Below are 13,089 nucleotides of genomic sequence, written 5' to 3'. Positions count from 1 at the left end.
CCCGAACTTTGTCGTTAGAGTTTAAGAAGCAAAAAGGGTTAACCGAATCCGCGACTTGCGGTTCTGGTTACCCTTCTTGTATTATTCCGCCGGGTACGAACAGCAGTAGTCGGTAACGCTGCGTATCTCCAGTTTAAATTTGGATTCGGCAGGCACGTGGAACGTAGCTTGACCTTGAATCTCTTGCCAATCTTCTTCTCCGGGAAGTAATACTCTCAGATCGCCGGACAGTATTTCCATAATCTCACGGGAATCTGTACCGAACTCATAACTACCTGGAAGCATAATACCCAGAGTCACCTTGCTGCCATCCCCCAAAATAACCGTTCTACTAGTTACCTGGCCCTCATAATAAATGTTGGCCTCTTTCACTACACTGACTTGATCAAACTGTGACATGCATACCCGCTCCCCCTGAAGTTAATCAAAACAAAAGGCAAAACAGATCAGGGCGGTTGCCCGCCCATTCTCTGCCGGAAATCACTTGCTGCTAGGCAGGACAGAAATTAAACTGTCCTTCCTACAGCATTTTTCAAGCTATTACAGCAATGCTTTTACGCGACTAACCACGTTTTCCACAGTGAAGCCATACTCTTGAATAACACGGTCGCCAGGCGCGGATGCACCAAATGTGTTGATTCCGAGAATGTCGCCTTGGTCGCCGACATATTTTTCCCAACCCATTGGGTGAGCCATTTCAATCGCCAGACGAGCTTTAACATCTGGAAGTAGGACGGATTCTTTGTATGCTTTGTCCTGTTTCTCGAACAGATCCCAGCTCGGCATGCTGATTACGCGAACTTGGATGCCTTGTTCAGCAAGTGCTGCTTGAGCTTTGACAGCCAGTTGCACTTCGGAGCCTGTAGCGATGATTTGGGCAACAGCTTTGCCTTCTTTTGCATCAGAGACAACATACGCACCACGTTTCACGTTTTCACGTGAACCTTCAACGGTACCTTCCAGAATCGGCAGGTTTTGACGAGTGAGTACGAGTGCAACCGGGTTGCTCTTGTTCTCAAGCGCATAAGCCCATGCTGCAGAAGTTTCATTACCGTCAGCCGGACGAATAACTGTCAGGTTAGGAATGATACGCAGGGATGCCAATTGCTCGATTGGTTCGTGAGTAGGACCGTCTTCACCAACAGCGATACTGTCGTGAGTCAGGACGTACGTTACAGGCAGACCCATCAGGGCAGCCAGACGAACAGCTGGACGCAGGTAGTCTGTAAATACGAAGAATGTACCTCCGAATACTTTCACACCACTGTGCAGTGCCATACCGTTCATTGCCCCAGCCATACCGAATTCACGGATACCGAAGTAGATGTTGCGACCGGAATAATCTTCAGGTGAGAAGTTCTCCAGGTTGTTCAGGTGAGTCATTGTGGAGCTTTCCAGGTCAGCAGATCCACCTGTCAGTTGTGGCACGTTATGAGCCAAACCGTTCAGTGCATTACCGGATGCTACACGAGTGGATACAGCTTTGTCTGTTGCTGCATATTTAGGCAGATCGCGATCCCAACCTTCTGGAAGGTCGCCATTGATTGCCGTTTCGAATTGAGCTGCCAGCTCAGGGAATGCTTTTTTGTACTCAGCAAATTTCTCGTCCCATGCTTTGTTAGCAGAGATACCACGATCTTTCACTTGTGCAAAGTGTTCGCGAACTTCAGTTGGAACGTGGAAATCTTCCTGGTAAACCCATTTGTAAAACTCTTTAGTCAATTTAGCTTCGTCTGCACCCAGTGGAGATCCGTGAGTACCGCCGTGGCCGCCTTTACCTTGTTTGTTCGGGCTACCGTAACCAATTACAGTTTTAACTTCAATCAGTGTAGGACGAAGCGTATCTGCTTGACCTTCTTCAATTGCCTTTTGGATTGCAGGCAGATCGTTACCATCTTCAACGCGCAGCACTTGCCAGCCATAAGCTTCAAAACGCTTCGCGATGCTTTCAGAAGAAGACAGGTTCAATTTACCATCCAAAGTGATGTCATTGGAGTCGAACAACATGATCAATTTGCCCAGGTGCAAACGTCCAGCCAGGGAAGCTGATTCATGGGATACGCCTTCCATCAAGTCACCGTCACCACAGATTGCGTAAGTGTGGTGGTCGATTACGTTGAATTTGTCTTTATTATATGTTGCACTCAGTTGAGCTTCAGCCATAGCCATACCTACAGCCATTGCAATACCTTGGCCCAGTGGTCCAGTTGTTGCGTCAACGCCTGCAGTATGTCCGAATTCCGGGTGACCCGGAGTTTTGCTTCCCCACTGGCGGAACTGTTTCAATTGTTCCATAGGCAGGTCATACCCGCTCAGGTGAAGCAAGCTGTACAGCAACATGGAGCCATGTCCTGCGGACAGAACAAAACGGTCCCGGTTAACCCAAGTTGGGTGGTCCGGGTTATGTGTCATCGTTTTTGCAAAAAGTTGGTACCCCATTGGAGCGGAGCCCATAGGCATTCCCGGGTGTCCGGAATTTGCCTTCTCGATTGCATCAATCGCCAGTGTACGTACGGTAGTGATCGACAGGTTGTCGATGGTGTTGTTCTCTTCCTTTTGAATCGCTTCGTTCTTGTCAGTCATGGTTTGTCCTCCTCATGTCTTTAGATAAGTCGGGTTGCGCAAGCGAATCCCTCTCATCATACAAGCAAACCGAATTTCACAATAAGTGAATCCGCTTGAGTGTTTCATTTTGACTTATTCACTTTTGTATTGTATCACTTGGCGTGAAGGTTTTCCATAACCTTCTTTTAGAAGATCGGGAAAATTCGGCTGTTTATGACGAGGGATTTGTTTCCAGTTGCGCAAAAAGAGTGTCATACTGAGCATTTCAGCATATCTTCTAGCTCAGCCAGCATCGCAAATCCATCGGATGAAGTATAACCTTTAAGCGGAAAACCATACTCTTTTTAGATATCGAAGTTGATTTTGCATATAATGGTCCTTGATCATGATTGGAAAAATCGGACTTTTGTGCACATCAGGCTGTACTTCATATGGAAAGGAGGATTCACATATGCCGGAACATTTGGCTAAGTCAACAAATTCGCTAAAGCACATATTACCCTGGAAAGCCGGGGTTTTAACAGGTCTTACATCCGGACTGGTGCTCGGGTTCTTTTTAAAGGCTATTCAGACTTACACTGGTGAAAAAGTCTATACCTTGCTGATGAACATTGATTTTGTTCCATGGCTTCCGCCCACGCTACCTGAGTTCATTGAATTTGGGCTGCATCTTATCGTTTCCATAATCATTGGCAACTTCTACATATGGTGGATTCAGCGTTCAGGTCATCCGATATCCAAAGGCGTCCTGATCGGCGCTCTCTCTTCCCTGCTGTATATCCCACTCTCCCAGCTGTCGAGTCGTGTGCCTGATCTATATGATATAAAAGCGATACTTTACTGGCTGACAGGGCATCTGTTATTTGGCGTGGTCGTTGGTTGGTGCGGTCATGTATGGAAGCACAGCCAGAAGCACAACCAAAAAGGCGATCCCCCTTTCAGACATGAATAGGGGACCGCCTTTTCTTTTTTTCGGAATAGAACTGAACTGTATCTTTACGAATCAACCTTGCGCAGTATTAAAGCATTAGCTTAAAACACAACGGTTTTATTTTCATGAACCAGTACACGGTCTTCAACATGCCATTTCACGGCACGAGCAAGAACTACACGCTCAATGGTACGTCCAATGCGTTTCAACTCGGTTACATCATCCCCGTGGCTTACACGCTGAACGTCCTGCTCAATGATCGGTCCACCATCCAGCTCTTCCGTAACATAGTGAGCTGTAGCACCGATAATTTTGACACCACGGTTGTACGCTTGGGCATACGGTTTACCGCCGACAAAGGCAGGCAGAAACGAGTGATGAATGTTAATAATACGATTGCGGTAATGCTCAATGAACATCGGGGAAATGATCTGCATGTAACGCGCAAGAATAATCACGTCGATATCATTACCGATGACGTCCAACTGGCGTTGTTCCGCTTCCTTCTTCGTATCCGCTGTAACCGGAATATGGTGATAAGGAATGCCAAATGATTCTACATAGTCCTTCATATCCAGATGATTGCTCACAACAAGCGCAATGTCTGCATCCAGATCGCCAGCCTGCCATTGCCACAACAGCTCAACCAGACAGTGATCCTCCTTGGATACAAAGATGGCGAGTTTCTTCTTGCGGCTAACCGCTGAAAGACTCCAATCCATTTTGAAACGGTTTGCTACTTCTTCGAAATCAGCTTCCAGCTTAGACAGGTTCACCGATAATTGTGGAAGATCGAACTCGATCCGCATAAAAAACATGCCGCCAGCCGGGTCCATTGTGTATTGGTCCGACTGTACAATGTTTGCACCATGCTGGTGCAAGAAATGGGATACTGCGGCAACAATTCCCGGTCCATCCGGACAGGAAATGAGCATCCGCGCCCGATCGGCGCGGTTTTTAACATCAGGACGTACTTGTTTAGCGTGAATCTCCATCGGGTTATTTTTCCTCCTTCAACTAGGCCGTGACAAAAATATCTTTTCCAGCAAGCCAGGCGATCAAACGATGATTCAATTGTTCTTCATTCAAATGCGGGAACAATGCGGCTTCAGCCACGAGGTCATACAGACGTTCCAACGGCTCACGTGGATCGGCTTTCTTCGCTTTGGCATCATTTTTGAGCAATGTCCAGATATCCAGAACATATGAACGGGACTCAATCTCTTTTCCTTTGAAGAAATGATGCAGTTGTTCCACTTCTGTCAGGAACTCGGGCCCAAATCGACCAGCAACATCCCCGCGAAGCAATGCAATCTCTGCTTCATACATAGGACGCTGAGTTTTGGCCTCTTTACCAATCCATGGCGTTTCCAAAATAAACGGACGTCCCTGAAGAGCCTCGTGATGCACGATACGGTTAATAGCCTCAAAACCAATCCAGCCAGAGCCAATCGGTGTATGACGGTCCTTGTGCGCACCCACAGGGTTCTTACTATCATTAATATGCATTACGGCAATGCGGTCAAGCCCTACCGTACGATCAAATTGTTCAAGAACACCGTCCAGGTCGTTGACGATATCATAACCCGCATCGTGAATGTGACATGTATCCATACATACAGTAAGGCGTTCATTGTGTGTAACCTTCTCCATGATCTGAGCGATCTCTTCAAAGCTGCGGCCCATTTCAGTTCCTTTGCCAGCCATCGTTTCCAGAGCGATGTTCACATCCGTCTCTTTCACTCCGTCTAGCACTTCATTCAAGCCTTCAGCAATACGTCCGATGCCGTAATGAGCATCCTTGTCCGTAAATGCGCCGGGATGCAGCACGATATTTTTGACACCAATCGCATGTGTACGACGAATCTCTTCCTGAAGGAAACTCACGGCCAGCTCATACGTGTTTTCTTTGTAGGATCCGAGGTTAATAATGTATGGCGCATGGACAACGATATCTTCCATTCCGCCCTCTTGCATCGCAAGCTTGCCTTCCTCAATAAACATGGACTCAATAGGCTTGCGGCGGGTATTTTGCGGTGCACCTGTATATATCATAAACGAACTGGAACCGTACGAGGACGCTTCCTTCGTTGCACTCAATAATCCCTTGTCCGAAAAGGACACATGGGAGCCGATTTTAAGCATCATTAATCCCCCTTTTTCTGAATTATCCCTTATTCTAACGCGATTATCGAAATAAATCTAGAAATGCGCTATAATTCGGGATATAGGCTATTTTTTACAGCTGTAATTTGGAACATGGGTGGGCGGAATCCGTCTTTCCGTGAAAATCAATAAACCGAGGTGACTCCGCAATGATTTTCGGCTCCTACGCTTGGACGTTGACTAGTAGTTCCCCCAGCAATTGGTTTATGAACACGATCGCATTCTGGACCGTTCTTTTGCTTGGAAGTATGTGTGTTGGCGGATTTTTTATGATGCGCAAGTTTTTGAAAGTGCTTCCGAAGGCAGACGGGAAGTCGAAACTCGATTGGCAGAACCACTGGGTTGAAACCAGCCGTCATTTATGGACAGATGAAGCAAAAGCTTTTCTCGACCAGCTTGTGGAGCCTGTTCCTGGCCCATTTCGAGATATCGCCAAACATTCCATTGCAGCAGAAATCGGCAAAATTGCGTACGAAAATAATGCACCTGAAGTATCCAGAGATCATTGCATTAAAGGATACATTATAGCCACACCGAAGCGGGATAATAAGTTTCTGGTGAAATTTTTGGAGAAGAACCAAATTGACTATTCGCCTTATAAACATTTGATGAATAAATAGAAAATGGAATACAGCCGAACATGTATTAGGCTTACATATTTGCAAACATGCTCCGTCAGGTAAGTCATTCCCAGCAAGGCAGTGCTTACCGCCCGGGGCTGTTTGTCGATCCAATATTACATGTCAGCATAGTCAAAATAACAAGGAGGTCGCCAAGATGAAGATTGCAATTTGCGGAGGTACCGGTTTTGTCGGAGGAGCACTCGTTGATTACTGGCTTCAGACAGGCCATCATGTGAAAGTTATTACACGCAAACTGCCGAATTTACATAATCCCAGCCAAAACCTTACTTATGTCTCATGGGAACAGGTAGAGGAACAGCCTCATTTGCTGGAGGGAATGGATGCCTTGGTGAATCTGGCTGGAGAAACGTTGAATCAACGTTGGACAACAAAAGCGAAACTGGAGATTGTTGAATCCAGAGTGACTACTGTAGCGCGCGTAGCTAAATTGGTAGATTCGTTGGAACACAAACCGGAGGTGGTCGTACAGGCTTCTGCCATGGCAATCTATGGCACCTCTCCTACAGAAACATTTGATGAGAACAGTCCTCAAAAATCGGTGAATTTCCCATCCCGCGTTTCTCAACAATGGGAAGTTGCTGCTGATGCCATCAAACATGTGAGACTTGTGAAAATCCGCGTTAGCCTCGTGCTTGGTCATAAAAAAGGTGCTTTTCCATTAATGAAACTGCCTTATATGCTTGGTGTTGGGGGCAGGGTGGGAAGTGGCAAACAGTGGACCAGTTGGATTCATATTATGGATATTGTGCGTTTGATTGATTTCACGATCCAAAATAAAGAAATCTCCGGTCCGGTGAACGCCTCTTCGCCCAACCCGGTAACCAACGATGAATTCGGACGCACGGTAGGCAAAGTGTATCATCGTCCGCACTGGTTCCCCGTACCCGGAATTCTGATCAAAACACTGGTCGGAGAACTCTCTGTCGTGCTGCTTCAAGGACAGCGGGTTATCCCGCAAAAAGCGTTGGATCACGGATTCCAGTTCACCTTTCCTACATTAACCGATGCACTGGAAGATCTAAAACACCGGGGTCTATCCGACTGATCGATACGTGTAAACAGACTCAGCTAACGTAAAGGTATCCCCATCTTCCAGTGGATATTCTTTGTACGGAGCAAGAACATCGCCCTTGAGAATGGTTCCATTCACAGAACCCAAATCCTTAATGACATAGCCCGATTTGTTCCGGCTCAATTCCACATGAGCACGGGACACACCGGTTGCTGAATCTACCCACTGGACCATGTCCGCCGATCGGCCAATAACAAACGATGCTCCTCGGACATCCATCCGTTCATTTTTGTCCCCTGTTGCTGATCTGCGTTCAAGATAAAAGGAAGGTACTACTAGACCTGCTCCCGTAATGCTTCCGCCAGCAACACTCTGCAAATTTACTGTAGCATCAGCCGCCGCATGATGACGAATGAGCTCCGATGTTGCAGCCACGGATTCGACAGTATGCTGAACAAAAGGTTCATCAGAAGCTTCAGATGGTATATGTAGATTTTGAAAGCGAGAATTTCCTGCTACAGATGACCTAGATTCAATAGATTGCCCCCGTTCTGATTGAGCATTTTGTATATCACCAGAGCTCTGTTGACTCGTGTAACCTTGTCCATAGGTGTTACCTTCTGGTGACATTTCAGTTGCATTCCAACGCCAGCTCTCCTGAAACATCTCTTCTTGGCTTTCTTTCTGCTTACCTTTGCCTCTTCCCAATCCAAAAAAAGCAGATTTCTTATTGGTAGAGCCCTCTTGTAATTCGCCATCTGCATATTCTTCATTCGGCATCTTTTTGCGTAGCAAATTGGATTTCGAATTTTCGAATTTCCCTTTGGTCACCCATGCCCAACCCGCGATCCCAAGCAAGCCAGCACTTAATGATGCAGATAGAATCTTTTGTGTCTGCCCTGGTTGTTCCATATAGATGAATCTCCATACCAGCGCGATGGCAATCATACAGCCCAGAATGATATAGGTCGTTTTGGAAGAATCCTGCTTCTTGTCCTTCTCGTCCTTTTCCATATCATCGTCCTGTATTGAATCAAACGTTTGGCGCTGTGACGGATTCGTAACACCTTTCGCTTGCAATGAGGACTCTATCGGTGAACGTCTGCCCGAAAATCCTGAAAAGGGTTTGTTAAGTGGTTTGTCATCCTCCGCAGTAGATATCCTCGGTTGATGATTTGATTTTAACTGCTGCCCAGCTTCGCCATTTCGATCCAACTGACGATACTGATCTTGCCCACTTCTATTGGAAAACAGATCATTTCCCTGCTCCGGAACTGCAGAAAGTGGCATTCCTAATTTACTGTCACTTGAGCCGGATGACCCACGTGAAGACATAAACGTTGCCTGGCCTGAACCACTCTGCTCATCTGCATATAATTCAAGCAAAAGTTCACGCAGTTGTCTAATATCCCATTGTTCAATCTCACATAGCTGGAGGACACGCTGAATCCCTTCGCCCTGAAGTTCCTGAACATGGGCCATTAACCTAATAACCAGTTCGCGGAATTGCTGAGGCGTCGGATCTACCTCAACTGCATCGACCATTGGAATATATACTAAGCCAAGCTCTCCCAGTTCAAGTGAACCATTGATAAATATGTACTCTTCCTGAATCTGTAATTTACGCGAATCCAACATATATTGTCTACACTCTGTAAACGTGTCTGCCAGCTGAAACAATAGACCATATAACACACGCAGCTTGATTTTTCCTGACTTCAACATTTGAGGTAACATCTTATATCCTGAAATATCGTATTGTAACGTTACATTTCGGTCTACCTCTCGAATATGAACGGGAAGAAGTCGGGGAATTTGATTAGAAGACAACATGCCCATCTGCACACGGCTCAGTTCGTCCATTCGCAGCCCTTCCGCTTTCTCCAAAACCATAAACGATCCGCCGTTTCGAATGAAATCTCTCGTTAATCCATACATGCCAATCCTCTCTTTCCATTGCTTAGTTAAATCATGTAGATATAGGCGCTAATGAATCCTGGCAATACGGCCAGCATAAAAGGAAACTTCAATGTCTTTTCCTGATTGACCAGCTTGAGCGAACCGAGCATGAAGAAACCGGCAAGATTTCCTGCCATCCCGCGAATCCGCTTCGCAGAATCCCTTCGGAACAATAGAATAACTAATCCAATTGCCCCTGCGTACAAAACGGAGTAAATAATAACGTGAACGCCAAAGGCCAGTCCTGTCCAAGCTCCAATTCCTCCAAACAATTTCACATCTCCCGCACCCACTGCCCCGATTAGATACATTAGAAATAAGACACCAAACCCCATCGCGAATCCGGCTGCGGAGAACAGAAACCCCTCCCAACCTCCCCAGATAATATGGACCAGCACTCCAGCGACAGTCACTGGTAAAGTTAAACGATTTGGAATTTTCATCGAACGAACATCTGTAACAAAAGCTGCAATCACATACAGACCACAGGCCAGGTAAAACCACTCCACCTCCACCATCTCCTTCCTTATTTTCTGGAAGCCACATTAAACTCGGTCACCGTCTTGGCACCATCCGCAGTCTCTACAACAAATGTCCATGTGCCTTCCGTTGTACGTGTACCAACAAACCAGTTCCACTCAATCACACCATTTTCGTCAGCAGTCGCCCACCCGATATGCTTGGCTGAACTTTCACCGGACTTGTAAAATATGGTCAAGTTCGCTGTGGCTCCGGGCTCTACTTTGACCTTAATTGTTGCATTGTTGCCTATGTATGCTGGCTCCGGCTTGGATAACACGGTTACTGTTCCTGCAGAATCGGCGTCTCCCCCACTACTATTGGAGCCTTCTCCGGTATCTCCGATCCATACCCGTTCTGCCGCAGCCGCTTGAATACGTAAAGATTTCCCTAGAAAGGGGACTTTAACAGGCAATTCATAGCTCAATTCAAGCCGAAAGTAAGGATTCGTTTTATTTTTGAGATCAGGTATGGAAACACCGTTAACATGCACACGCTCTACATCCAGTACAGAAGTATTAATAAAAGGCTCAAGCAGCGGTTTAACGGTAGGATCAAGTACTGTCTCAAGAACGGATGTCTTCACCTCCTGTAACGGTTGTTCACCCCTGGCAGCAGCTGCACGTACCCAATCACTTAGCGGCTCTGGCAGTGAAGAGGCGTACTCTTCGGCCCATTCCGTCAGTGACAACTCCGGTATTTTCCACCCACCCTCCGAACCTTCACCACCTGCGGAATCAGAGGGGCTGAATACAAGGGAGACCGGATATATTTTCGTGGATAACTGCTTTACTGCCTCTCCTGCCGTGCTCTGCAATGCTGTTGATACCAACGACATCTGTACGATGTAAATGAGGAACATGACAAAGAACAGGAATACAGGCAAAACCAGTGAGGCTTCCAAAACGATGCTGCCCATTTCCTTTTCTGATGAACTCGTCTTTTTTGGGGAACCTTCTTTTTTTGGAAAACGCACTTTGGAAATAGAATGTATCTGCTCAGTCAGAGACTTTAATCTTTCCAGTCTACGCACTCGTGTAAGTCGACTCTGTAATCGTGCCAATATTTTTTCCTGCAGATGCTGCTTATCCATAATCCCTCCACCGAAACGACCCAGATTACTCAATAGGAATAATCGGCCTTTCGATCAATGAAAAATCGCCCATCCTCTACTTGGTCTGCACTACCCATGAGAGCACCTATACTTCTTGTGACTCCTGGTAAAAACCACAATTTAATACTGCTGCGCATGTTTCCTGAAGCGTATGTCTGCTTCTCATCCGGATTCACGCCGGTATTCAATCGGATCAAAGCCAACATTCTGGACATTTTGCGTTCATTGTTGCTATGCATTAATAGGAACAAACGCAGATGGTCCCTGTATGTAAGCTTGACTTTGATATATTTGGACAATTCCACACTACCTTCTTTAGCCAGTTTCACCATATCTGCTATAGCGTTTGTAATTCCGTATAAAATTGCAGCAGATAATACAAGTAGTGGATTCCCAAGCTTGCTATTCTCAATTAATCCTTCTGCAGTTCGAATCGCCAGACGCATGCCAAAGATCTCCGCATATGCAGCAGCAATGTTCCCCGAAGGATTATGAAAACCATATACGATGTACTCCAATTCCTGATTTTGCAGTTTGAACACTTCACCAGCATCTCCACTGCCTTCAGTCCAGCCCAACAATTGCCCAAAATCCATGGAATTGAAATACGCCAGTGCGTACTCATTCTGAAACAATTCATCACCAAGACTATCTAGTAAATTGGACATCCCGCCGAACAAACTGTCCATTCCGTTCATGGCATCACCACCAGAGTCATACGGATCGCCAGCAATCTCTGCCTTTTTGGCTTCCTCACGGCTCGCTTCGTTAAAAGCGATGTTGGCGTTGTAGTACTCCTCCAGCTGTTTGAAGGCTTCCATGGAGCCGGAGCTCCCCTTTTCGATTTGTGACAATATGCGTTTAACTTCCTTCAACTTCCCTTTGGATTCCTTATCATTCGCTTTGCGCTGGGCATCAGATCCGCGACCGCTCTCCAACAGCTGTTTGCTTTGGAGAATAACATTGGAGGGACCACTTCTTACATAAGTGTCCATGTATCGTTCCGTGACCTGACTAGCCTGTCTAACCGCTGGTTTAATGGAAACACCACTCATTACCGTAACAGTGCGAAGCTGTGTATTAAGCTCCATACTGTCATTTCTGACATTGGTGAAATCCGAATTTTGTGAGCGTACATGTGCATTTAACTGATCAAACAGCGTGTCTGCTCTTACAAGTTCCGAAGCAAGGGAGCGTGTACTCTTGGCTTCACTTCCCGATCCGGTAGACGGAGGGCTCGTCCCAGGCAGCGGTGAGTTGCCTACGTTTTCATAACTGGCATTCTGTGAACGGTTCTCCCCTTCAGCGATTACCTGCTTCATTTCCTCATTGATCTTGCGAGCTTCTTCAATCTTAGCTTGGGCTTCCTCCAATTTTGTCTGGTGTGCCTGCAATGCTGGTTGTATGATCGTGCTTATGCCTGTCGCCACATTCCCTACACCTGTCCGATAACAAGCTAGCTCTAGCATGTACTGTTGCTGGTTAAATGGCAGCCCTTCATCCATTTGTTTTTTGTTAAGATAATCCGCATAACGCGCTGCTGCTTCGGTAGCTGTCTCTGGCGTCTCTCTTAACATCTCATCGTAAATGGCAGAGGAAGGCGGATTCATGATCAGTGCAGGCAGACCCTTCAGCTTATCGGCGGATTCCGTCTGATTGGCTATTGCTTCGTCCAGCAATTCCTCACGTTTGTCATACAGTTTTTGCAATTTTTTGAGCAGATCCACGGTATGAGCAGCTTCTTTCATCTCTTCTGACATCGGCTTAAAACGGTTGACCACTTCCAGGGTAAAATCAACCGGCGCACGATATTTCATATCCTCCTGGATCTGGCGATTAAAAATATCGTATCTGCCCAGTTCACGCTCCATGCTTAGTGAAGTCGTATCCCATTGGATATCCAGAATGGGAAACCCATCTTTCACAGCCGAGGGCTTCACACTATCATTCAGCACCTTGGCCATAATGGAGTCACCACTGCTGTCACCGTATCCAAATAGACCATACTCCCGCAAGGAAGTATCGTAGGCTGACATCACAGATCTCATCGCTGCATGCGTCATTCGTTCTGCCTGTACTTTGAAAGCAGCAATACGTGCATAATCAATGAAAATGGAAACAAACATAAAGATTCCAGCCAAAATCAAGATCAAGAACACGGTTACGGCTCCAGATTCAC

At 46.4% G+C, this 13,089-nt stretch carries 11 protein-coding genes; 3 read left to right on the top strand and 8 right to left on the bottom strand.

Annotated elements, in window-relative coordinates; translation table 11 throughout:
* Window positions 1-81 precede the first annotated feature (81 nt).
* Window positions 82-399, bottom strand: coding sequence for a pyrimidine/purine nucleoside phosphorylase (locus CRO25_RS13385; RefSeq protein WP_053781719.1), 318 nt, complete (start codon window positions 397-399; stop codon window positions 82-84).
* A gap of 141 nt (window positions 400-540) precedes the next feature.
* Window positions 541-2,583: a transketolase gene (tkt, locus tag CRO25_RS13380; RefSeq protein ID WP_063564404.1), complete on the bottom strand. Its 2,043-nt coding sequence runs from the start codon at window positions 2,581-2,583 to the stop codon at window positions 541-543.
* A 433-nt stretch (window positions 2,584-3,016) separates the two neighbouring features.
* Here tkt and CRO25_RS13375 point away from each other — a divergent pair, with 433 nt between their 5' ends.
* The gene (locus CRO25_RS13375) at window positions 3,017-3,517 is read left to right on the top strand and encodes a hypothetical protein (RefSeq protein WP_079695300.1); all 501 of its coding nucleotides are present in this window, start codon (window positions 3,017-3,019) and stop codon (window positions 3,515-3,517) included.
* Between the two features lie 80 nt (window positions 3,518-3,597).
* Here CRO25_RS13375 and purU read toward each other — a convergent pair whose 3' ends face one another.
* Together purU and CRO25_RS13365 are read right to left on the bottom strand one after the other, a co-directional pair.
* The gene (gene purU, locus CRO25_RS13370; RefSeq protein WP_079695299.1) at window positions 3,598-4,491 is read right to left on the bottom strand and encodes a formyltetrahydrofolate deformylase; all 894 of its coding nucleotides are present in this window, start codon (window positions 4,489-4,491) and stop codon (window positions 3,598-3,600) included.
* 22 nt (window positions 4,492-4,513) lie between these two features.
* Window positions 4,514-5,641 carry a deoxyribonuclease IV gene (locus tag CRO25_RS13365; protein WP_079695298.1) on the bottom strand — a complete coding sequence of 376 codons (1,128 nt, stop codon included), beginning with the start codon at window positions 5,639-5,641 and terminating at the stop codon, window positions 4,514-4,516.
* 170 nt (window positions 5,642-5,811) lie between these two features.
* On the opposite strand from CRO25_RS13365, the gene CRO25_RS13360 reads away from it, so the two are divergent.
* Window positions 5,812-6,282, top strand: a complete 471-nt coding sequence (locus tag CRO25_RS13360) for a DUF2621 domain-containing protein (protein WP_063564408.1) — start codon at window positions 5,812-5,814, stop codon at window positions 6,280-6,282.
* Between the two features lie 157 nt (window positions 6,283-6,439).
* The gene (locus CRO25_RS13355; protein WP_079695297.1) at window positions 6,440-7,351 is read left to right on the top strand and encodes a TIGR01777 family oxidoreductase; all 912 of its coding nucleotides are present in this window, start codon (window positions 6,440-6,442) and stop codon (window positions 7,349-7,351) included.
* Here CRO25_RS13355 and CRO25_RS13350 read toward each other — a convergent pair.
* The 4 genes from CRO25_RS13350 to CRO25_RS13335 are packed head-to-tail and all read right to left on the bottom strand — an operon-like array spanning window position 7,340 to window position 13,069.
* Window positions 7,340-9,256, bottom strand: a complete 1,917-nt coding sequence (locus CRO25_RS13350) for a DUF6382 domain-containing protein (protein WP_079695296.1) — start codon at window positions 9,254-9,256, stop codon at window positions 7,340-7,342. The genes CRO25_RS13355 and CRO25_RS13350 overlap by 12 nt on opposite strands.
* Window positions 9,257-9,282: 26 nt before the next feature.
* Window positions 9,283-9,795: a prepilin peptidase gene (locus CRO25_RS13345; protein ID WP_072734279.1), complete on the bottom strand. Its 513-nt coding sequence runs from the start codon at window positions 9,793-9,795 to the stop codon at window positions 9,283-9,285.
* An 8-nt stretch (window positions 9,796-9,803) separates the two neighbouring features.
* Entirely contained in the window at window positions 9,804-10,922 is a 1,119-nt protein-coding gene (locus tag CRO25_RS13340) for a pilus assembly protein (protein ID WP_256863637.1), read from the bottom strand.
* On the bottom strand, window positions 10,919-13,069 hold the full coding sequence (locus tag CRO25_RS13335; RefSeq protein ID WP_079695294.1) for a hypothetical protein: 2,151 nt from the start codon (window positions 13,067-13,069) through the stop codon (window positions 10,919-10,921). The genes CRO25_RS13340 and CRO25_RS13335 overlap by 4 nt, the downstream gene beginning before the upstream one ends.
* Window positions 13,070-13,089 lie beyond the last annotated feature (20 nt).

It is taken from the genome of Paenibacillus sp. RU5M (assembly GCF_900221055.1).
In the GTDB taxonomy this organism is placed as follows: Bacteria; Bacillota; Bacilli; order Paenibacillales; family Paenibacillaceae; genus Paenibacillus; species Paenibacillus marchantiae.
This window is presented reverse-complemented; position numbering and strand designations above follow the sequence as displayed.

What these genes read in the sequence shown, in the direction of transcription:
- CRO25_RS13385 (WP_053781719.1), bottom strand. Translation starts at nt 399, where the DNA reads ATGTCACAGTTTGATCAAGTCAGTGTAGTGAAAGAGGCCAACATTTAT.
- tkt (WP_063564404.1), bottom strand. Translation starts at nt 2,583, where the DNA reads ATGACTGACAAGAACGAAGCGATTCAAAAGGAAGAGAACAACACCATC.
- CRO25_RS13375 (WP_079695300.1), top strand. Translation starts at nt 3,017, where the DNA reads ATGCCGGAACATTTGGCTAAGTCAACAAATTCGCTAAAGCACATATTA.
- purU (WP_079695299.1), bottom strand. Translation starts at nt 4,491, where the DNA reads ATGGAGATTCACGCTAAACAAGTACGTCCTGATGTTAAAAACCGCGCC.
- CRO25_RS13365 (WP_079695298.1), bottom strand. Translation starts at nt 5,641, where the DNA reads ATGCTTAAAATCGGCTCCCATGTGTCCTTTTCGGACAAGGGATTATTG.
- CRO25_RS13360 (WP_063564408.1), top strand. Translation starts at nt 5,812, where the DNA reads ATGATTTTCGGCTCCTACGCTTGGACGTTGACTAGTAGTTCCCCCAGC.
- CRO25_RS13355 (WP_079695297.1), top strand. Translation starts at nt 6,440, where the DNA reads ATGAAGATTGCAATTTGCGGAGGTACCGGTTTTGTCGGAGGAGCACTC.
- CRO25_RS13350 (WP_079695296.1), bottom strand. Translation starts at nt 9,256, where the DNA reads ATGTATGGATTAACGAGAGATTTCATTCGAAACGGCGGATCGTTTATG.
- CRO25_RS13345 (WP_072734279.1), bottom strand. Translation starts at nt 9,795, where the DNA reads ATGGTGGAGGTGGAGTGGTTTTACCTGGCCTGTGGTCTGTATGTGATT.